Below are 20,876 nucleotides of genomic sequence, written 5' to 3'. Positions count from 1 at the left end.
GCCGCGACTCGGCCCGTACGGCGCTCCCCGGTGGACGCCGCTCCTCAGCGATCGGCGCCCACCAGCGGGCGGGACTCCGCGGGGGCCGGAGCCTCGCCATGGCTGACGTTCGGCAGCCACCGCAGGGCGCGCGGCAGATACCAGGTGCGCTCGCCCAGCAGCGCCATCGCCGAGGGCAGCAGCAGCATCCGTACGAGGGTGGCGTCCACCAGCACCGCGACCGCGAGCCCGACGCCCATCTGCTGCATGTCCTGCATCCGCAGCAGCGCCAGCACCGAGAACACCGCGACCATGATGGTGGCCGCCCCGGTGACGGAGCCCGCCGTCGTGCGGATGCCCTCGCGGATCGCCTCGCGCGTCGTCAGGCCCCGGTCGTGGGCCTCACGGATCCGCGAGACCACGAAGACGTGGTAGTCCATCGACAGCCCGAAGAGGATGACGAGGACGAACAGCGGCATCCACGACTCGATCGCCCCGGCCGGCTCCATGCCCAGCAGCTCCGCGCCCCAGCCGTGCTGGAAGACAGCCGTCATGGTGCCGTACGCGGCGCCCACCGACAGCAGGTTGAGCAGGATCGACACGATCGCGATCGGCAGCGAGCGGAAGCACACCAGCATCAGCAGGAAGGTGACCGCGGCGATGAAGACGAAGACCGGTGCGATGTCGGTCTTCAGCTGGTCGGTGAAGTCCCGGTTCTCGGCCAGCTCGCCGCCCACGTACGCCTCGTCGGAGACCGGGCCGAGGACGTCCGGCACCAGGTCGTCGCGCAGGGTGTCCAGCGCCCGCTGTGATGTGGCGTTCTCGCCGTTCCCCGCGAGCGGCACCTCGATACGGGCCACCCCCTGTTCGGCGTGCAGCTCGACCTCGACGGCCTTGCCGAACCGGCCGGAGTCGGCCAGCTGCCGCTTGAAGTCGGTGACGGCCGCGCCGAAGCGGGGCGAGGAGATGGCGTCGGCCCGCACCACCACCTCGGCCGGGGCCGGGCCGCCCGGGAACGCTCCGGTGATCTCCTTGTACGCCACCGTCAGCGGGGCGTCCGAGCCGAACTGGTCCTCCATGCCGAGGTTTTCGGTCTTCATCCCGAGCGCGGGGGCGCACATCACCAGCAGCAGGGCGGCCGAGACGGCGGCGAACAGCTTGGGCCTGGCCAGGACGGGCTTCATGAGCGTGCCGGAGATCCCGCCGCTCGCGTGGGCGCCCTTCTCGCGGCGGCGGTTGAGCAGCGGCACCCGGCCCTTGTCGACCCGGTCGCCGAGCCAGGACAGCGTGGCGGGCAGGACCGTCACCGACCCCAGCATGGCCATCAGGACGACCAGCAGGGTGGCGACCGCGAAGCCCTGGAAGAGCATCAGCCCGGACAGGAACATGCCCGACATCGCCAGCATGACCGTGATCCCCGAGACCAGCACCGCCCGGCCGCTGGTCTCCGCCGCGATGCGCAGCGCGGTCTCCGCATCCCGGCCCGCGGCCCGCTCGTCCCGCTCGCGCCGCAGGTAGAACAGGCAGTAGTCGACGCCGACGGCCAGCCCGACAAGGAACATCACCGAGTTGGTGGAGTCGTACAGCGGCAGCTGGTGGCTGACCAGGGCCAGCAGCCCGAAGGTGCCGATGCAGGCGGTCACCCCGAGCAGCACCGGCAGCAGGGCCGCGACCAGCGCCCCGAAGACCACCAGCAGGATGCCCAGCGCCAGGGGTACGGCCGTGAACTCGGCCTTCTTGAAGTCGTTCTTCAGCATCCCGTCCAGCTCGTGCTGCGCCGTCGCGTCGCCGAACTCATGGGCGGTGATCCCCCGGTGTGCGGACTCGGTCGCCGCCACCGCGTCCAGGACCGGCTTCACCCGCTCCCCCGCGGTGTCCGGATCACCCTTCAGCTGGAAGGCGACCAGCCCCTCACGGCCGCCGGCCGAGCGCACCGGCGGCTGGATCCGCGCGGTCTCCCCGGTCTTCTCCAGTCGGGCGGTCAGGTCGCGGGCCGCGGCCCGCCAGCCGTCCGGGTCCGTGCTGCGCAGCATCACCATCTCGCCGGCCGGGGTGCTGAGCCCGGCGTCCTCGAGAACCTTCTGGGCGCGTGCGGAGTCGCCCGCGCCGTTCTCGGAATTGGTCATCTGCCGGGAGCCGGACATGCCACCGACGACGGCGACGACCACCACGAACAGCAGCCATCCGATGATCGCGGACTTGCGGTGGCGGGTGCTCCACCCGCCCAGCCGCACGGCCAGGCCTCGCCTCGTTGTGCTCATGGCGTCTCTCCCACTGGGGATGTGTACGGAATACGGACCGGATCGGTCATGTCCTAGACGCTAGAAAACGGCGCGTTCCCGCCCCAGCCGGGCAACCCCCGAATCCCCGAGCCATAGGGCGAGGGCGGGGGGTGGTGTCAGGTGTACCCCCGCGCGGGGCGCGGCCCCCGTGACCGATCATGCGGCGTCCAGCAGACTGAGGACATCGGAGGGGCAGGAAGCCGCACCGCACAGCTGAAAGACCCTGGAGGGCGTGGGATGAAGGTCCGCAAGCGACTGTCGGCCTGTGTACGGGGGCTCGGGGTATCCGTTCTCGCGCTGATGTCGATCGTCGTCTTCGTACTGACCGTCCTGTCCATCGCCTTCATCCCGCTGGGCCTGGGGGTCTTCACCACCCCGGCGATGGTGGGCGTGCTGCGCCGGCACGCCACTCAGCGCCGGTTACTCGCGGCCAAGTGGTCCGGCGTCCAGATCCGGATGCCGTACCGCCCGCTCCCCGACGACCGGCGCTCCGGGGTCACCGGTCAGGTGGAGCTGTGCACCTTCCTGCTGAAGGACCCGGCGACCTGGCGCGACCTGCTCTGGCTCCAGGTCGACATGACGGCCGGGTACGTGATCGCGCTGCTGGCGTTCGCCTTCCCGCCGTACGGGGTCGAGGGCTCGGTCCTGGCCGCCGGGGTCTGGGAGCCGATCGTCGACGCGGGCGGCACCTACTGGTACGCGTTCGTCCCCGTGACCTCGCAGGGCACCGCGAACCTCGCTGCCCTGACCGGCCTCGGCCTCATCGCCCTCGGCCTGTTCGTCTCGCCCCTGCTGCTGCGCACCCACTTCCTGCTGGCCCGCGCCTTCCTCGCCCCCACCCCGCAGATGACCCTCGCCGCGCGCGTCGAACGGCTCACCGAGACCCGGACCGATGCCGTGGACACCTCCGCCGCCGAGCTGCGCCGCATCGAGCGCGATCTGCACGACGGCGCGCAGGCCCGGCTCGTCGCCATGGGCATGAGCCTGGGCACCATCGAGGCGCTCATCGAGAAGGACCCGGCCAAGGCCAAGGAACTCCTCGCCGCGGCCCGCACCAACTCCGCCGAGGCCCTGGCCGAACTGCGCGACCTGGTCCGCGGCATCCACCCGCCGGTCCTGGCCGAACGCGGCCTGGGCGACGCGGTGCGCGCCCTCGCCCTGCGGATGACGATCCCGGTGGAGGTCGAGGTGGAGGTTCCGGGCCGGTTCGCGGAGCCGGTCGAGGCGGCCGCGTACTTCGCCATCAGCGAGGTCCTCACCAACGCGGCCAAGCACTCCGGCGCCGCGCGCATGTGGCTCGACATCCACCACGAGGCCGGGATGCTGCGCATCGCGGTCACCGACAACGGCAGCGGCGGCGCCCGCATCGCGCAGGGCGGCGGCCTCAGCGGCGTCGAACGGCGGCTGGGCACCTTCGACGGCGTCCTCGCCGTCAGCAGCCCGCCCGGCGGCCCCACCATGGTGACGATGGAGATCCCCTGCGCCCCGGTCGCCCCGCGACCGACGGTCTGAAGCCCGGCATCCGGGCCCCGGCGGGGGCGGGACGACGGTACATTCGACGCATTCGGCCCGGCAGTCCGTTCCGGGCCCGATGACGTCATGGAGCCCGCCGTGCGCGTAGTCGTTGCCGAGGATCTGTTCCTGCTCAGGGACGGGTTGGTACGGATGCTGGAGGCCTACGATTTCGAGATCGCGGCCGCCGTCGAGAGCGGGCCGGAGCTGACGCGGGCGCTGGCGGAGCTGAAGCCCGACGTCGCGGTGGTGGACGTACGGCTGCCCCCGTCGTTCAGCGACGAGGGCCTCCAGTGCGCGCTGGCGGCGCGGCGGGATCGGCCGGGTCTGCCGGTGCTGGTGCTGTCGCAGCACGTGGAGCAGTTGTACGCGCGCGAGCTGCTGGCCGACGGGAGCGGCGGCATCGGCTATCTGCTCAAGGACCGGGTCTTCGACGCGGACCAGTTCATCGACGCGGTGCGGCGGGTCGCCGAGGGCGGTACGGCGATGGACCCGCAGGTCATCTCGCAGCTGCTGACCCGGCGCTCGCAGGACCGGCCGATGGGGCATCTGACGCCGCGGGAGCGCGAGGTGATGGAGCTGATGGCGCAGGGCCGGTCGAACGCGGCGATCGCCGCGCAGCTGGTGGTGACCGAGCGGGCCGTCGCCAAGCACACCTCCAACATCTTCGGGAAGCTCGGCCTGCCGCAGTCCGACGACGACAACCGGCGGGTGCTGGCCGTGCTGGCGTACCTGGACCGGGGGCGGGCGGAGACGAACGGGCGATAACGGGGCCTTCCCCCGGCGCGCGCGCCCCATTGCTCCCGCCCCGCATCGCTGGTTAAGTGCCCTGCGCACCACAACCGTTGGCCGTTGTCCGTTGGGGGGCGCATGAGCGACCTGAGCAGACGCACGCTGATCGGAACTGCCGGAGCACTCGGGGCCGGGGCCGCGTTAGGGGCCCACTCCCCCGCGCTGGCCCACACGCCACGGCCACCACAGGACACCACCGCACAGGACACCGCCGTGACCGCCTTCTCCACCGCCCCCGCGCGCGCCGCGCTGCGGCGCCTGCTCCCCGACCACGCCGAGCAGTTCCGGCTGGTGGCGCTTCCCGGGGGCGAGGGGAAGAAGGAGCGGTTCGAGGTCACGGGGTCGACGGGGCGCATCACCGTGGCGGGGACGAGCCCCGCGGTGCTGCTCACCGGCGTCCACTGGTACCTCAAGTACACCTGCCACGCCCAGATCACCTGGGCGGGCGATCAGCTGGAGCTGCCGAAGAAGCTGCCCGCGCCGCACGGCACCGTGGAGCGGTCGACCGCGCTGCCGCACCGCTTCGCGTTCAACGACACCCACGACGGCTACACCGCCCCGTTCGCCGACTGGGACCGCTGGGAGCACCTGATCGACGTCGCGGCCTTGCACGGCAGCAACGAGCTGCTGGTCACCGCGGGCCAGGAGGTCGTCTACCACCGGCTGCTCCAGGACTTCGGCTATACGGACGCGGAGCTGCGCGCCTGGCTGCCCACCCCGGCCCACCAGCCGTGGTTCCTGATGCAGAACATGAGCGAGTACGGCGGCCCGGTGTCCACGGCGCTGCTGGAGAAGCGGGCCGACCTGGGGCGGCGCATTGCCGACCGGCTGCGGGAGCTGGGCATGCGGCCCGTCTTCCCCGGCTACTTCGGCACCGTCCCCGACGGCTTCGCCGACCGCAACCCGGGGGCGCGCACCGTGCCGCAGGGCGACTGGAACGGGCTCCGGCGGCCCGACTGGCTCGACCCGCGCACCGACGCGTTCCACGAGGTGGCCGCGGCCTTCTACCGCGTCCAGCACGAACTGTTCGGCGCGTGCGACCTGTTCAAGATGGACCTGTTGCACGAGGGCGGCAACGCCGGGGACGTCCCGGTGCCGGACGCCGCGCGCGCCGTCGAGACCGCGCTCCAGAGGGCCCGCCCCGGCGCGATCTGGGTGATCCTGGGCTGGCAGGCCAACCCCCGGCGCGATCTGCTGGACGCGGTCGACCACGACCACATGCTGGTCGTGGACGGTCTGTCGGACCTGGACACGATCACCGACCGGGAGAAGGACTGGGGTTCGGTGCCGTACGCGTTCGGCACGATCCCCAACTTCGGCGGCCGTACGACCATCGGCGCCAAGACCCACATGTGGACGCAGCGGTTCACCGTCTGGCGGGACAAGCCGGGCAGCAAGCTGGTCGGCACGGCGTACATGCCGGAGGCGGTCGAACGCGATCCGGCGGCGTACGAGCTGTTCAGCGAGCTGGCGTGGCGGGACGAGACAGTGGACCGGGACGCGTGGTTCCGTGACTACGCCGACGTCCGCTACGGCGCGCGGGACGCCAAGGCGCGGGAGGCGTTCGCGGCGCTGCGCGACACCGCGTACCAGATCAGCAGCAAGGACGGCCGCCCCCACGACTCCGTCTTCGCCGCCCGGCCCTCCCTCACCGCCCGCTCCGGCACCTACTACGCCACCCACACCCCCGCCTTCGACCCCGCCCGCTTCGACGCGGCCCTGGCGGCGCTGCTGGGGGTACGGGCCGGGCTGCGCGACAGCGACGCGTACCGCTACGACCTGGCCGACACGGCGCGGCAGGCGCTCGCCAACCGCTCCTGGCAGCTGATTCCGCAGCTCGCGGACGCGTACGCGCGCAAGGACCTGGACACCTTCCGGGCGCTGTCCCGGCTGTGGCTCAAGCTGATGCGGCTGAGCGACGACATCACCGGCACCCACCGGCTCCTGCTCCTCGGCCCCTGGCTGGAGGACGCCAAGCGGATGGCCTCGGGCGCCGAGGAGTCCGCGCAGCTGGAGTTCGCCGCGCGCGCCCTGATCACCACCTGGGCGGACCGGGGCGCCGCGGACCCCGGCAAACTCGCCAACTACGCCAACCGCGACTGGAACGGCCTCATCGGCGACTTCCACCTGCCCCAGTGGCAGACCTACCTGGACGAGCTGGAGGACGCGCTCGCTGAAGGCCGCGCGCCGCGCACGTTCGACTGGTACACGGTCGAGGAGCCGTGGACGCGGGAGCGGAAGAGCTATCCGGTCCGGCCGGTGGCGGACGCGTGGCGCACGGCGAGCCGGGTGCACGAGGCGCTGGCCAAGGCCCCGTACCAGGGGACGCTGGCCGTCGCCACGGAGCCGGGGACGCTGCCGCCGGGCGGTGCCGGGGTCATCACCGCGACCCTGCGCAACGTCAACGGGCTGCGGGCCACCGGCCGCGTCGACTTCGACCTGTCCGTGACCGGCCTCGACCCCGCGCCGCAGGGCCCCACCTCGCTGCCGTCGGTGCCCGCAGCGGGCAGCGGCGAGGTCCGCTGGCGGGCCACCGCGCCCGACGGGCCGCTGGAGGATCCGCTCAAGCCCTTCCCGTACGAACTCGCCGTGCGGTACGGGCCGCGCGGCGAGGACCGGGTGCGGGCGGTGCACACCGGCACCCTGTGGGTGGCGGGCCCGCTGGCCGACGGCTGGAAGACGGTCACCAACAACGGTGCGGCCTTCGGTCAGTTGGGCGAGCGGTTCGCGATCGACGGGGCGGGCCAGGACCTGTGGAAGGCCACCGCGGAGTTCGGCGCGGCGTACCGGGCGGGCGCGCTGCGGTCCGGCGGGGCGGTGACGGTGACGGTGGACGCGCAGGCCACCACCGGGCCCTGGGCCCGCGCGGGGATCGTCGTCCGCAACGCGCTGGGCACGGCGGGCTCGCCCGGGTTCCTGAACCTGTCGGTCACGCCCGCCAACGGCGTCGTGCTGTCGTACGACTCCAACGGCGACGGCACGCTCGACACCTACCAGCGGATCACGGGCGTGAAGGCGCCGGTGCTGCTGCGGCTGACGCGCGCGTCCGCCACCTCGTACACCGGCGAGCTGTCGACCGACGACGGCGCGACCTGGCGCAAGGTGGCGACGGTGACCGTGCCGGGCGCCGCTGCCGCGCAGGACGCCGGGCTGTTCATGAGCGCGGCGAACGGAGGCAGCGGGGCACGCGGCACGGTCGAGTTCAGCGGCTGGCGCGTGAGCTGAGGCCCCGTGCCTGAAGGCGGCTCCGTCCCCGCTTCCGGGGGCGGAGTCGCCCGCTTTGTGACCTCCCCCCGCCGCCGCTCGTTTACGCCACGTGGAGCAGCAGCAGGCGACAGCCACCCCCGACGATGACACCGATGCCGACACCGCGGGCCCGATCGACGTCGAGCAGGCCGAGGCCGCCATCGTCGAGCACTATCCGCGGCTGGTGCGGCTCGCGTACCTCATCCTGCCGCCCGGAATGGGCCGCACCCGGCGCGTCCTGGCCGCGCACGCGCTGGCGCAGCGCGCCCTGCCGCGCAACCAGGCCAGGCCCGACACCTCGGAGATCGAGCTGCCGTGGCAGCGCGGCACCAAGGGGACGGCGGGCGACGCGGGGTACGCCTATGTGCGGCTGCGCGTGCTGCGCTCCGCGCTGCGGGCCGCGCGGCCGCGGCGCCCGTGGATGCTGTCGGCGCCGCTGCCCCTGGTGTGGGGGCTGCGGCTGTTCCCCCGGTCCGGCGGGGCCGATGAACTCGCCCTGGACAAGGCGCTGTCCGAGCTGTCGGGCCCCGGCCGGGCCGCGTACGTGCTGCGCGAGCTGGAGCGGATGGAGGACCGCGAGGTGCGGGCGCTGCTCCAGGCCGCGGGGGTGGACGCGGACGACGCGCTGGACGCGCTCGACGAGGCGGACGAGGTACCGGAGCCCGCGGGCAGCCGGGACGACGGTTCGCTGCTGGAGTCGGCCGAGTTCGACCCGTGCTCGCTCCAGGCGCGCCCCACCGATCTGATGCGCCGCCGCCAGCATCTGCGGGCGCTGCTGGTGGCGGTGGTGGCGCTGGTGGTGTGCGGGTCGCTGCTGGGGATGCCGGGCGAGGGCTGGGGGCCCGGCGGTGCGGCGGCGCCGTCGTACGCCCGTAACCCGTCCTCCGAACGGGCCCTGGACCCGGAGCGGTTGACGCGCGCCGAACCCTTCGCGTGGCGTACCGCGACCCGCGCGGACTTCTCGTCCTGGCCCGCCCGCGGCGACCGGCTCGGCGACACCGCGCTGCTGCGCCGCGCGCTGGCGGTCTGGGCGCGGCCGGGGAGTTCGGTGCGGGTGTCGACGTCGGCGGGCACACAGTCGGGGCCGCCGTCCGGGCCGCCGCAGCTGTTGTACGCGGGCGTGGTGGACCAGGCGGCGGTGGTGCTGCTGTACGACGGACTGCGGGTCGCCCGGTACGCGGAGGCGAGCGGCGGCGAGGGCGGCACGGTGGCGCTCGACCTCGCCCGCCTCGACGCGGCGGACGCGGCCGCGTCGACCGCGCTGGTGCTGGGCCGCACGGACGGCAACGTCCGCTATCTGACCGCCCCCTGGGTGCGCCGGGCCTCCGTACGGGACCTGCTGCGGCCCGCCGGGCGGCCGCGCCCGGTGCGGCTGACCACCGACGGGGTGACCGACCCGGTGCGCACCGTGCCGCGGCTGCGCCCGTGCCGGGGCTGGCCCGCGGTGCGGTTCGGCTCGCGGCTGGTGGCGGACCTGGGCGAACTGGCCCCGGCCCGGCTGACGTACGGCGGCCCCGGAACCACCTCGCGCGGCGGACCGCGCGACGTGGCGGGCCGGGACGCCCTGCTGAGCTGGGAGCGGACGGCCTGCCGGCTGCCGCTGATGGCGGGGCGCGGGGTGCGGTCGGTGAACATCTGGCGGTTCGGGGTCCAGCGGCTGCCCGAGCGGGGCGGCCGGGCGGCGTGGCTGTGCACCCGGGCCGAGACCTGGCGGGGCGCGGGCAGCCGGGTGCTGGCCCAGTTCCAGCCGTGGACCACGCGCCGGGGCGCGGCGGGCATGGTCGCCGCCACGGCGGACGGCTCCCCCGCCTGCGGGCCGCGCGCACCGCGCGTCCTGGCGGGCGTGCTGTGGAAGGCGCGGTCCGGCCGCTGGTTCCTGCTGGCCGCGGGCAGCCGCCAGGTCACCGGGATCACGGCGAGCGGCGGCGTCCGGGGCCGGTCCTACCACCGCGCCCTGACCGTCCCCGCCAAGCCCGGCGCCCACGCCACCCTCAAGGGCCGCCTGAGGAACGGCGGCCACCTGAGCTCCCTGCGTTAGCGTGCCGCGGCTTCGGCCGCGTAGACGGCGACCGTGCGGCCGGGCACGGTGAAGGTGCCGGTCGCGCGCTCGTACGTGGACGTCTTCACCGTCGCGTCGGAGCCGTGCGCCTGGACCGGGTGGAGGGCGTACGGGGTCCCGGCCAGGGCGGGGACGGTTTGCGACTGCCGGGACGGGGTGGCGTTGAAGACCACGACGAGCCGGCCGAGCCGCATGGTGATGACACCCGGTGTCTCCCCGGTCCCGGACAGTGGGAAGGACAGCGCGTCCTGCACCCCCTCCCCCGTGGCCTGGCTGAACGCCTTCTCGGTCGTGCGGATCCGCAGCAGATCCCGGTAGGCCCCCGAGGCGCCCGTGATCTCGGTGCAGCCGGGGCGCGCCGCGGGATTGGTCAACAGGGGTGCGGCGTAAGGCCACTTGGGCTGGTTGTCCGCCGCCGGGGGCAGTCCCCGGCCGAAGCCGCTGCCGTCCTCGCAGGCCCAGTGAATGGCGTTGAACCAGTCGCCGCTGTCGTAGGAGTTGCGGTCCAGCGACTTGGAGCGCAGCAGCTCGGTGCCGGCCTGGCTGAGTGCCGGGCCCTGGGAGAGGGTGGCGGTGGCCAGGGCCAGGACCTGCGCCCGGGCCCGGTCGGCGGCCGGGGTGGGGGCGGGCAGCTTGTAGGCGAGCGCGTCGTAGAGGGTCTCGTTGTCGTGGGCGTCGGCGTAGGCGAGCGCGTCGCCGGGGGCGGCGGCGTAGCCGGCCGGGGAGCCGTTGTAGTCGACCTCGGAGCCCTTGACCCGGCGTCCGCCGGTGTCGGTGAAGGTGTAGTCGGCGAGGTTGCCGGAGAGCCCGACCTTGATCAGGTCCTGGGCGTGCAGCAGCCGGGCCCGCTGCTCGTCGGGGGTACCGTTGGCGGGTGAGCCGTTGGGGTCGGTGAAGAGGCCCGAGGCGAAGCCCTGGACGCGGGGGTCCTCGTCGAACGGCCCGCCTCCGCGCACCGCGTCCCGCGCCCGGTCGCTGAAGGTGGCGATGCCGGTGCCGGCCATGTGGCGCTGGGTGGCCTGGACGAAGCGGGCGTCGTCGGCTGCCTCGCCGAAGTTCCAGCCCTCGCCGTAGAGGATGATCGACTTTCCGTCCACCCCGTCCTCGGCGGGGGTCAGCGCGTCGAGGGCCTTGCGTACGGCCAGGATGTTGGCCTTGGGGTGGTGGCCCATGAGGTCGAAGCGGAAACCGTCGACCTTGTACTGCTTGGCCCAGGTGACGAGGGAGTCCACCACGAGCTTGCCCATCATCGCGTGCTCGGGCGCGGTGCCGGGGCAGCAGGTGGAGGTGGCCACGCTGCCGTCGTCCAGCAGCCGCTGGTAGTAGCCGGGCACGATCCGGTCCAGGACCGACGTGCCGTCCTGACCGGCGGCCACGGTGTGGTTGTAGACCACGTCCATCACGGTGCGCAGCCCGGCCCGTGCCAGGCCCTGCACCATCTGCCGGAACTCCCGGGTGCGCGCCGGGCCGTCCGGGTCGCTCGCGTACGACCCCTCGGGCACGGTGTAGTGCAGCGGGTCGTAGCCCCAGTTGTAGCCGTCCCTGGCGGCCGTCTGGGCCACGCACTTCTGCTGCTGGTCGGAGTCGGCGGGCAGGGCGGCCAGATCGCAGCCGGGCCGGGCCTGGTCGGACCGCCGCTCCGGGACGGTGCCGAAGTCGAAGGCGGGCAGGAGATGGACGTACGAGGTGCCGGACCGGGCCAGCCGCCGCAGGTGCCGCATCCCGTCCGAGTCCTGGTCGGTGAAGGCGAGGTACTGGCCGGGGTGGGCGCTGGTGCGGTCCGCGATGGAGAAGTCGCGGATGTGCAGCTCCTGGATGCGGGCGTCGCGCGGCGGGACGGCCTCGGGCTTCTTCAGCGCCGCCCAGCCGGCGGGTGCGAGCCGGGGATCGGCCAGGTCGGTGACCAGGCTGCGGGCGGAGTCGGCGGTCAGGGCGGTCGCGTAGGGGTCGGTGACCTCGTTGGTGACGGTTCTCCCGACGCTCGGCGCCCAGACCCGGACCCGGTAGCGGTAGGGCTTGTCCCGCCAGTCGGAGGTGCCGGTCACGCTCCACACCCCGCTGCGGGCGCCCCGCCGCATGGCGACGGTGCGCCCGTCCAGGTCGAGCGAGACGCTCCGGGCGGTCGGCGCCCACACGGACAGGGTGGGGCGGCCCCCGTGGAAGACCGGGCCGAGCCGGGCCCGGCGGGCCCGGGCGGCGTAGAGGTCGTCCAGGACGCCGGGGATCTGTACCCCGGTGCGGTGCAGTACGCGGCCGTCGGCCGCGCGCTGCACGGCGGCGAGGGGCCCGCGCAGCGCCGTGGCGGCCTTGTCGCGGTCGCGCGGGTCGAGCGAAAAGGCGGGGCGGTCGGCCAGGTGGGGGTGGGCGGCCTTCTGGGCGTCGGTCAGGGGGGCCGGGGTCAGCCGCAGGGTGCCGCCGTCCGCGGAGCTCAGCTCCTCGGCGGTCGCGGCGGTGTGCTCGACCTTCCAGACGACGGTGGCGCGGTCGATCCACTGCGCCTCGGCGGGGGCCTGCGCCTCGGCGGCGGGCACCGCGGCCCGGGCGGTCTGCGCCACGGAGGGCAGGGCCGCCGCGCCCAGCGCCAGGGTGGTGAGCGCGGCGGCAGCGCGAAGAAGGGTCACTTTCACGAGTCCTCGGCCGATCCACAGTCACGGGCGCCCACGTGCAGCGCCACCGCCGTGTTCGCGCCCAGCGTGGCGGTGAACCGGCCCGAGGAGTCGACCGTGACGGGCTTGCCGCTCTGCACGTCGCAGTAGCCGCCCGCCGGGAGCGAGGTCGGGAAGGTCCGGGTCAGGGAGCCGCTTTCGTGGTTGATGGCCACGTACGCCTTGTCGCCCCGTCCGAAGGCGATGGCGTCGTTGCCGTTGTCCCACCAGTTGGTCACCGACGTGCCCCGGGCCGTGGTGCGGAGGGCGACCATGCTCATGATCTCGGGCCACTTGTGCTGGCACTTCCAGCCGTCCTGGTAGCAGGCGCCCACCGTGCCCCCGCCCGGCGGACCGGCGTCGTTGTCGCTGAACTCGTAGCCGGAGTGGACGTCCGGGGAGCCGTAGGGCCAGGCCAGCATGAAGACGTTGGCCAGGGTGTAGTCGGCGCCGTCTCGGTAGCTGAGGGTGGAGCCGTTGCGCTCGGTGTCCCAGTTGTCGACGAAGACACCGGACCGGCCGCTCGCCATATGGCCCCAGCCCTCGCCGAAGTTCTTCAGATACGCCAGCTTCTCGTCCTGGAACACCCGCTTGAGGTCACGGCCGTAGCGGAACTCCTGCACATCGCCGTTGCGCAGGTACTCCGTCGGGGAGACCGCCTCGCCCTCGCCGTAGATGACCTCCTGTTTCCAGTAGACGCCGGGGTCGCTCAACTGGCCCTTGATGGCGGCCAGGTCGTCCGCCGGGATGTGCTTGGCACCGTCGACGCGGAAGCCGTCCACACCGAGCGAGAGCAGGTCGTTCAGGTACTGCGCGAGCCGGGTGCGGACGTACGGCTCACCGGTGTCCAGGTCCGCGAGGCCCACCAGCTCGCAGTGCTGCACGTTCCAGCGGTCCTGGTAGTTGCTGATCTGCGAGGTGCAGTCGTCCATGTCCTGGGGCTGGTAGATCCCGGGATAGGTGTACTTGGTGTACGAGGAGCCGCCGGTACCGGAGCCGGATCCGGCGGACATGTGGTTGATGACGGCGTCGGCGACGACCTTGACGCCCGCCGCGTGGCAGGTGTCGATCATGTTCTTGAAGGCGGTGCGGTCACCGAGCCGCCCGGCGATCTTGTAGCTGACGGGCTGGTAGGACGTCCACCACTGGCCGCCCTGGATGTGCTCGGTGGCCGGGGACACCTCGACGTGGCCGTATCCGGCGGGGCCCAGGGTGCTGGTGCACTCCTTGGCGACGGAGGCGTACGTCCACTCGAAGAGTTCGGCGGTGACGTCCTTGGTTCCGGGCGGTGTCGCCTGCGCGGTCCGCGGGGACACGGCGACGAGCGCCGTCGCGCCCGCCGCGAGGGCGAGCACGGTGGCGAGAGACGTACGGGTGCCGGTCATCGTTCCTCCGTGGGGGGAGTCTCGTACCGTGGTGGGGTCTCGTTACGACTTGGTCGCTCCGGCCGTGAGGCCCGCCACCAGATGGCGCTGCACCCACGCGAAGACCAGCGCCGCCGGGGTGGCGATCATGACGGCGGCTGCGGTCATCGCGCCCCAGTCGGAGGTGTACTGGTTGACGAAGGTCTGGAGGCCCGCGGCGAGCGTCAGGTTCTCCTCGCCCGTCATGAAGGCGGACGCGTAGGCGACTTCGGCCCATGCGGTGATGAAGGTGTAGAAGGCGGTGACCGCGATGCCCGGTTTGGCGAGCGGGACGACCAGCCGCCAGAAGGCGCCGAAGGGGGTCAGCCCGTCGACCCGCCCCGACTCGTCGATCTCGGCCGGGATGGTGTCGAAGTAGCCCTTCATCATCCAGGCGCAGAACGGCACGGCCACCGTCAGATAGGTGACGATGAGCGAGATCGGCTGGTTGAGCCAGCCGAGCGTCGACATGATGGTGTAGAGCGGCACGATGAGGACGGCCACCGGGAACATCTGGGTGACCAGCAGCAGCCACATCAGCGGCCGCATGCCGGGGAAGCGGAAGCGGCTGACGGCGTAGCCGGTGGTGGCCGCGACGAACACCCCCAGCACGGTGGTGACGCCGACGATCAGCAGGGAGTTGCCGAACCAGGTCGGGAACTCCGTATCGCCCAGCACGTGGCCGTAGTTCCCCAACGTGGGGTCCTTGAGCGCATCGGTGCTGAACGCCTCGCCCTTCGGCTTGAACGAGGTCACCAACAGCCACAGCGGCGGGAAGACCGCGATGGCCGAGGCGAGGATCAGGGTCGTGTGCAGCCCGATCGAGGCGAGCGGGCCGCGTCGCCGGTCGCGCATGGCTGTCACACCTCTCCCTGCTTGCGGAGCGCGCGGCGGTAGACCACCGCGAAGAGCACGAGGATGAGCAGGATGAGGACGCCCCAGGCGGAGGCGCCCGCGTAGTCGCGCGGACTGTTGACGAAGGAGATCCGGTACGCGTACGTCACCAGGATCTCCGTGGTGTCACCGGGGCCGCCCCGGGTGAGCAGGTAGATCACCGGGAACATGTTGAAGGTCCAGATGGTGGAGAGCAGGACCACGGTGGAGGAGACCGGCCGCAGCCCGGGCAGGGTGATGTGGCGGAACCGCTGCCAGGGGCTCGCGCCGTCCATTTCGGCGGCCTCGTACCGCTCGCCGGGGATGGCCTGGAGCCCGCCGAGCAGGGCGACCAGCATGAACGGCACCCCGATCCAGACGTTGACGGTGATCACCGAGACCTTGGCCAGGGTGGGGTCGTTCAGCCAGGGCACGGCGTCGATGCCGCCGCCGTCGAGCAGCTTGTTGAGGAGGCCGTTCCTCTCGTTGTAGAGCAGCCGCCAGGCGAAGACGGAGACGAACGCGGGCACCGCCCAGGGCAGGATCAGCAGCGAGCGGTAGACGGCGCGCCCGGCGAACCGGCGGTTCAGCAGCACGGCGAGACCGAGGCCGAGCGCGAAGCTGACGGCGACGCAGGAGACGGTCCAGGTCACCGTCCACAGGAGCCGGTCCAGGAAGACCTCGTCCTTCAGGACCGCGGTGAGGTTGTCGAGGCCGGTGAAGCGGTAGGTGGCGGGGAGGTGATTGATTCCGATGGTGCGCTCGACGTTGGTCTCGTCGGCGTCGGTGAGCGAGAGGTAGACGCCGCGGCCCAGTGGATAGCCGATGATCAGGCCGAGGACGATCACGACGGGCGCGACCATGGCCCAGGCGTACCAGTGGCGGGCGAGCGCGGTGCGGATCCGGCTGGTGCCGGCGGCCATCGTCACCGGCCCTACTTCCAGTCGCCCTTGAGGAGCTTCCGGTACGCGTCCCCGACCGAGGTCGCCGCCTCCTTCGGCGATGTCCTGCCGGCGAGGACGTTCGGGAACTGGACCAGGACCGCCTGGAAGAGGCTGTTGCCCTCGGGGATCCACGGGCGCTCGACGGCCTTGTCGACGGCGGCCTTGAAGAACTTCACATTGGGGTTGGCCGCGACCGCCGCGTTCCGGTAGACGGAGGTGCGGGTGGGCAGCAGGCTCAGCTTCTCGGTGGTCTTCGCCTGCACCTCGGCCGAGCTCATGTAGCGGGCGAAGGCGTAGGAGGCGTCGAGGTTCTTCGAGCCCGCGTAGACGGTGAGGTTGTGGCCGCCCTGCGGGGCGCCCTGGCCGCCGCTGCCCGCCGGGACGGGGACCACGCCGAGGTTGGACGGGTCCTTGAACGCCTTGCCCGCCAGGGTGTCCTCGATCGCCCACGGCCCGTTGAGGGTCATCGCCACGTCGCCGTTCTTGATGGCGTGCTGCATGGTGTCCCAGCCGTCGGTGGCGTCGGTCTCCGCCGCGCCGGAGGCGACCAGGTCGCGGGCGGCGGCGAACGCCTTGACGCCGGGCGCGTCGTCGACGGTGACCTTCTTCGCGCCGGTGTCGAGCAGGTCGCCGCCCTCGCCGTAGAGGAAGGGCAGGTACCAGTACGCGTCGTCGCCGCGCAGATAGAGCCCGGTCTTGCCGGTCTTCTGCTTGATCTTCTTCGCGGCGGCCTTCAGCCCGGCCCAGCTGGTGGGCGGCGCCACCCCGGCCTCCTTCAGCATCTTCTTGTTGTAGAAGAGGCCGAGGGTGTCGATGACCTGCGGTACGCCGTACGTCGCGCCCTTGAACTTCGTCCCGGCGGCCGCCTTGGGCAGATAGTCGGACCGGTCGGCGAGGGCCGTGGTGCCGTCCAGCTTGGCGAGGTAGCCGATGTTGGCGAGGTCCTGGGTCCAGGCCACCTCGGCGCGCAGCACGTCGGGCGCGCCGGAGCCGCCGGAACCGGCGGCGTTCTTGAACTTGGCCAGCGCCTCGCCGAACGGGACGTTGACGTAGTTCACCTTCACGTCCGGGTACTTCTTCTGGAAGCCGCGCGCGAGCTGCTCGTACGTGCCCTTCTCGGCCTCGTTCGAGGTGTCCCAGTAGGTCACGGTGCCGGAGATCTTGCCGTCGGATCCCTTTCCGCCGCCGTCCCCGTCGCCGCCGCCGCACGCGGTCCCCGTGAGCGCGATGACCGCGACGAGCGCGGTGGCCGCAATGCCATGTCGCATCTGAACCCCTCCCCGAGCCGGCCGGCGGCGCCATGGCGGCCGCCGGATTGCGCAGGAACGTAACAGCGCCGCGGAGCGCCGGAAAGACCCCCGGAAAAAACTTGCGGTGGTTTTCTGCAAGCGGACCCGATCGTTATTCCCGCGTGTCCCTGCGGTAGCCGCCCAGGCGCTTGACAGGGCGCCATACGTCCCCGGAGTGCGCCTTTTGGGCGCCACCCACCCCTGCAAGCTCTTCCGCAAGACATTGCAGAGCTGTTACGTTCACCGGCATGACCCAGGAGCTCACGACCTCCCTCCAGGCCGAGCCCGCGCGATCCCCCGAGGGGACCGCCTGGTGGCGGGACGCCGTCATCTACCAGGTGTACGTCCGGTCCTTCGCCGACAGCGACGGCGACGGCATCGGGGATCTGCGCGGTGCGCGCGAGCGGCTGCCGCATCTCGCCCGGCTCGGGGTGGACGCCGTCTGGCTGACGCCGTTCTACGCCTCCCCGCAGGCCGACGGGGGCTACGACGTGGCGGACTACCGCGCCGTCGATCCGCTCTTCGGCACCCTCCAGGACGCCGACGACCTGGTGCGCACCGCCCATGAGCTGGGGCTGCGGGTGATCGTCGACGTCGTCCCGAACCACACCTCGGACCGCCATCCGTGGTTTCTCGACGCGCTCGCGGACCGGCCTCGGGGGGCGGCCCGCGAGCGGTACCACTTCCGTCCCGGCCGGGGCGCGGGGGGCGAACTGCCGCCGAACGACTGGGAGTCCGTCTTCGGCGGCCCGGCCTGGACCCGTACCACGGGACCGGACGGCGCCCCGGGCGAGTGGTATCTCCACCTGTTCGCGCCCGAGCAGCCCGACCTCAACTGGGACTGTCCGGAGGTCCGCGAGGAGTTCGACTCCGTACTGCGCTTCTGGCTGGACCTGGGCGTGGACGGATTCCGTATCGACGTCGCCCACGGCATGGTCAAGGCCCCGGGGCTGCCCGACATCGGCCGCACCGAACAGGCCAAGCTGATCGGCTCGCAGGTGCTGCCGTTCTTCGACCAGGACGGGGTGCACGAGATCCACCGCGGCTGGCGGCGGCTGCTGGACTCCTACCCGGGGATGCGGATCGGCGTCGCCGAGGCCTGGGCGCCCAGCGCCGAGCGGCTCGCCCTGTACGTGCGCCCGGACGAGCTGCACCAGGCGTTCAACTTCCAGTTCCTCAAGTGCCCGTGGGACGCAGCCGCGATGCGCGAGGTGATCGACGAGTCGCTGGCCGCGACCGCCTCGGTCGGCGCCCCGACCACCTGGGTGCTCTCCAACCACGACGTCGTCCGGCACACCACCCGGTACGCCGACGACGGCCCCGGGCAGGGGCTGCGGCGGGCCCGGGCCGCGGCGCTGCTCACCCTGGCGCTGCCGGGTTCCGCGTATCTCTACCAGGGCGAGGAGCTGGGCCTTCCCGAGGTCGTCGACCTGCCGGACGAGGCCCGTCAGGATCCCGCGTTCTTCCGTACCTCCGCCGACGGACAGGACGGCCAGGACGGTCAGGAGGGCCGCCGCGACGGCTGCCGGGTGCCGCTCCCCTGGTCGCGCTCGGGCCCGTCGTACGGCTTCGGGCCGGGCGGCAGCTGGCTGCCGCAGCCCGACGGCTGGGCGGACGCCTCCGTGGAGGCGCAGACCGGCGACCCGGAATCCACCCTGGAGCTGTACCGCGCCGCGCTCGCGCTGCGCCGGGATCTGCCGGGCCTGGGCGACGGGCCGATGAGCTGGCTCACGGCCCCGGCGGGGGTGCTCGCGCTGTCGCGCCCGGGCCTCGTCTGCACGCTCAACACCCTCGGGGAGGAGGTCCGGCTGCCGCTGCCGGGGCGCGCGCTGCTGTCCTCCGCGCCGCTGGCGTACGACGCCGGTACGGTGCGTATTCCCGCCGAATCCTGCGCGTGGTGGGCAATCTGACATGCGACCGGTAAGGTCCCACTCCATGACCGCACGGCTTGCTGACATCGCAGCCCAGGCGGGGGTCAGCGAAGCCACCGTCAGCCGCGTCCTCAACGGCAGGCCGGGGGTGGCGTCGGCCACCCGCGAGTCCGTCCTCGCCGCCCTGGACGTGCTCGGCTACGAGCGGCCGGTGCGGCTGCGGCAGCGCAGCGCCGGGCTGGTGGGACTGATCACGCCCGAGCTGGAGAACCCGATATTTCCCGCGCTCGCCCAGGTGATCGGGCAAGCGCTGACCCGGCAGGGCTACACCCCGGTGCTGGCCACCCAGACCCCCGGCGGCTCGACCGAGGACGAGCTGACCGAGATGCTGGTGGACCGCGGCGTGGCCGGGATCATCTTCGTCTCCGGGCTGCACGCGGACACCTCGGCCGATATGCAGCGCTATGACCAGCTGCGCGGCCAGGGCGTGCCGTTCGTGCTGGTGGACGGCTTCTCGCCGAAGGTGCGGGCGCCGTTCATCTCGCCCGACGACCGGGCGGCGATGCTGCTGGCCGTCACTCATCTGGTGTCCCTCGGGCACACCCGGATCGGGCTCGCGCTCGGGCCAAAGCGGTTCGTGCCCGTGCTGCGGAAGATCGAGGGCTTCCAGCACGCGATGCGGGACCGGCTGGGGGTGGCGCCCGAGGAGTCCGAGGAGCTGATCCAGCATTCGCTGTACACCCTGGAGGGCGGTCAGGCCGCGGCGGGCGCGCTGATCGACCGGGGCTGTACGGCGGTGGTGTGCGCCAGCGACATGATGGCGCTGGGCGCCATACGCGCGGCCCGGCGGCGGGAGCTGCGGGTACCTCAGGACGTCTCCGTGGTCGGCTTCGACGACTCCCCGCTGATCGCCTTCACCGACCCGCCGCTGACCACCATCCGCAAACCGGTCCAGTCGATGGGGCAGGCGGCGGTGCGGGCGCTGCTGGAGGAGATCGGCGGCACCCCGGCGCCGCCCAGCGAGTTCGTCTTCCTGCCCGAACTGGTGGTCCGCGGGTCCACCGCCGCGGCGCACGGCGCCCGCCCGTAACGGGACATAACCCCACCCCGTATCGGACATCTCTGGCAGACTGTTGCCCTATGGGTGAAGCGACTTCTCGGACCGCGATGGACCGGCTGCGGACGCCGCGGCGGCCCCGGCTCTGGTTCGAGATCGTCCTGCTCGCGGTCAGCTACTGGACGTACTCCTTAATCCGCAACGCCGTCCCGGAGCAGCGCGCCGAGGCGCTGCGCAACGCGGGCTGGATCTGGGACTGGGAGCACCGGCTCGGGATGGCCTTCGAACGCGGCGTCAACCATGCGAGCGACTCGGTCAGCTGGCTCATCGTCGGCATGAACTACTACTACGCCACGCTGCACTTCATCGTGACGCTCAGCGTGCTGGTGTGGCTCTACCACTGGCACCCGGGCCGCTACGCCGCCATCCGGCTGGCCCTCTTCGCGACCACCGGCGTGGCCCTGCTCGGCTATTACCTCTTCCCGCTGGCCCCGCCCCGGCTCATGCACGGCGGGCACTTCATCGACACGGTCGTGGTGCACCACACCTGGGGCTCGATGGCGTCGGGGAACCTGGCCACCATGTCCAACCAGTACGCGGCGATGCCCTCGATGCACATCGGCTGGTCGCTGTGGTGCGGCCTCACCATCGCCACCCTGGCCCGCCCGGTGTGGGTGCGGGTCCTGGGCCTGCTGTACCCGACGGCGACGCTGCTGGTGATCGTCGCGACGGCGAACCACTTCTGGATGGACGCGGTCGGCGGCATCATCTGCCTGTCCTTCGGCTTCGGGCTGTCGTACGCCTGGTACGGGGCGCTGCCGTACCGGCTGCCGAAGCAGGTGGCCGGGCGGCGGCGGGCGCCCGAGGGCGAGCTGCGCCCGGCCTGAGGGGTGTCGGCGCCTGCCTGCACGGTTTGATCGGCCC

At 72.5% G+C, this 20,876-nt stretch carries 13 protein-coding genes; 7 read left to right on the top strand and 6 right to left on the bottom strand.

Going from position 1 to position 20,876, the window contains the following annotated elements; genetic code table 11:
- Positions 1 to 44: 44 nt before the first annotated feature.
- Positions 45 to 2,240 (bottom strand): MMPL family transporter, encoded by a 2,196-nt coding sequence (locus EEJ42_RS28905; RefSeq protein WP_123104488.1) that lies wholly within the window; start codon positions 2,238 to 2,240, stop codon positions 45 to 47.
- A 258-nt stretch (positions 2,241 to 2,498) separates the two neighbouring features.
- Here EEJ42_RS28905 and EEJ42_RS28900 point away from each other — a divergent pair, with 258 nt between their 5' ends.
- From EEJ42_RS28900 to EEJ42_RS28885, 4 genes are all read left to right on the top strand, one after another.
- A complete protein-coding gene (locus EEJ42_RS28900) occupies positions 2,499 to 3,773 on the top strand; it encodes a sensor histidine kinase (RefSeq protein ID WP_123104486.1) in 1,275 nt (424 codons plus the stop codon).
- A 99-nt stretch (positions 3,774 to 3,872) separates the two neighbouring features.
- Positions 3,873 to 4,541, top strand: a complete 669-nt coding sequence (locus EEJ42_RS28895) for a LuxR C-terminal-related transcriptional regulator (RefSeq protein ID WP_123104502.1) — start codon at positions 3,873 to 3,875, stop codon at positions 4,539 to 4,541.
- Positions 4,542 to 4,643: 102 nt separating this feature from the next.
- The gene (locus tag EEJ42_RS28890) at positions 4,644 to 7,790 is read left to right on the top strand and encodes an alpha-N-acetylglucosaminidase (RefSeq protein WP_123104484.1); all 3,147 of its coding nucleotides are present in this window, start codon (positions 4,644 to 4,646) and stop codon (positions 7,788 to 7,790) included.
- A 91-nt stretch (positions 7,791 to 7,881) separates the two neighbouring features.
- Positions 7,882 to 9,849, top strand: a complete 1,968-nt coding sequence (locus tag EEJ42_RS28885; protein WP_123104482.1) for a hypothetical protein — start codon at positions 7,882 to 7,884, stop codon at positions 9,847 to 9,849.
- On the opposite strand, the gene pulA is transcribed toward EEJ42_RS28885, so the two are convergent.
- From pulA to EEJ42_RS28860, 5 genes are read right to left on the bottom strand one after another with little or no spacing between them, the layout of a single operon-like run.
- Positions 9,846 to 12,512, bottom strand: coding sequence for a pullulanase-type alpha-1,6-glucosidase (pulA, locus tag EEJ42_RS28880; RefSeq protein ID WP_425472972.1), 2,667 nt, complete (start codon positions 12,510 to 12,512; stop codon positions 9,846 to 9,848). The two genes, EEJ42_RS28885 and pulA, sit on opposite strands and share 4 nt — an antisense overlap.
- Positions 12,494 to 13,900, bottom strand: a complete 1,407-nt coding sequence (locus EEJ42_RS28875) for an alpha-amylase (protein WP_123104478.1) — start codon at positions 13,898 to 13,900, stop codon at positions 12,494 to 12,496. The genes pulA and EEJ42_RS28875 overlap by 19 nt, the downstream gene beginning before the upstream one ends.
- Positions 13,901 to 13,942: 42 nt before the next feature.
- Positions 13,943 to 14,773, bottom strand: a complete 831-nt coding sequence (locus EEJ42_RS28870; RefSeq protein ID WP_123104476.1) for a sugar ABC transporter permease — start codon at positions 14,771 to 14,773, stop codon at positions 13,943 to 13,945.
- 5 nt (positions 14,774 to 14,778) lie between these two features.
- Entirely contained in the window at positions 14,779 to 15,714 is a 936-nt protein-coding gene (locus tag EEJ42_RS28865; RefSeq protein WP_123104500.1) for a carbohydrate ABC transporter permease, read from the bottom strand.
- An 11-nt stretch (positions 15,715 to 15,725) separates the two neighbouring features.
- Positions 15,726 to 17,003, bottom strand: coding sequence for an extracellular solute-binding protein (locus EEJ42_RS28860; RefSeq protein WP_123104474.1), 1,278 nt, complete (start codon positions 17,001 to 17,003; stop codon positions 15,726 to 15,728).
- 269 nt (positions 17,004 to 17,272) lie between these two features.
- On the opposite strand from EEJ42_RS28860, the gene EEJ42_RS28855 reads away from it, so the two are divergent.
- Genes EEJ42_RS28855 through EEJ42_RS28845 form a run of 3 tightly spaced genes read left to right on the top strand, consistent with a single transcriptional unit; the run spans position 17,273 to position 20,839 of the window.
- Positions 17,273 to 18,934, top strand: a complete 1,662-nt coding sequence (locus tag EEJ42_RS28855) for a glycoside hydrolase family 13 protein (RefSeq protein WP_123104472.1) — start codon at positions 17,273 to 17,275, stop codon at positions 18,932 to 18,934.
- A 25-nt stretch (positions 18,935 to 18,959) separates the two neighbouring features.
- Positions 18,960 to 19,985 (top strand): LacI family DNA-binding transcriptional regulator, encoded by a 1,026-nt coding sequence (locus EEJ42_RS28850; protein WP_063735708.1) that lies wholly within the window; start codon positions 18,960 to 18,962, stop codon positions 19,983 to 19,985.
- 50 nt (positions 19,986 to 20,035) lie between these two features.
- Complete coding sequence (locus tag EEJ42_RS28845) at positions 20,036 to 20,839, top strand: phosphatase PAP2 family protein (protein WP_123104470.1); 804 nt, start codon at positions 20,036 to 20,038, stop codon at positions 20,837 to 20,839.
- The last annotated feature ends 37 nt before the right edge of the window (positions 20,840 to 20,876 follow it).

Origin of the sequence: Streptomyces botrytidirepellens (assembly GCF_003721215.1) — a bacterium.
GTDB classification, from domain to species: Bacteria; Actinomycetota; Actinomycetes; order Streptomycetales; family Streptomycetaceae; genus Streptomyces; species Streptomyces himastatinicus.
The sequence above is the reverse complement of the archived record's forward strand: the minus strand, read 5'-3'. Positions and strand labels throughout refer to the sequence as shown.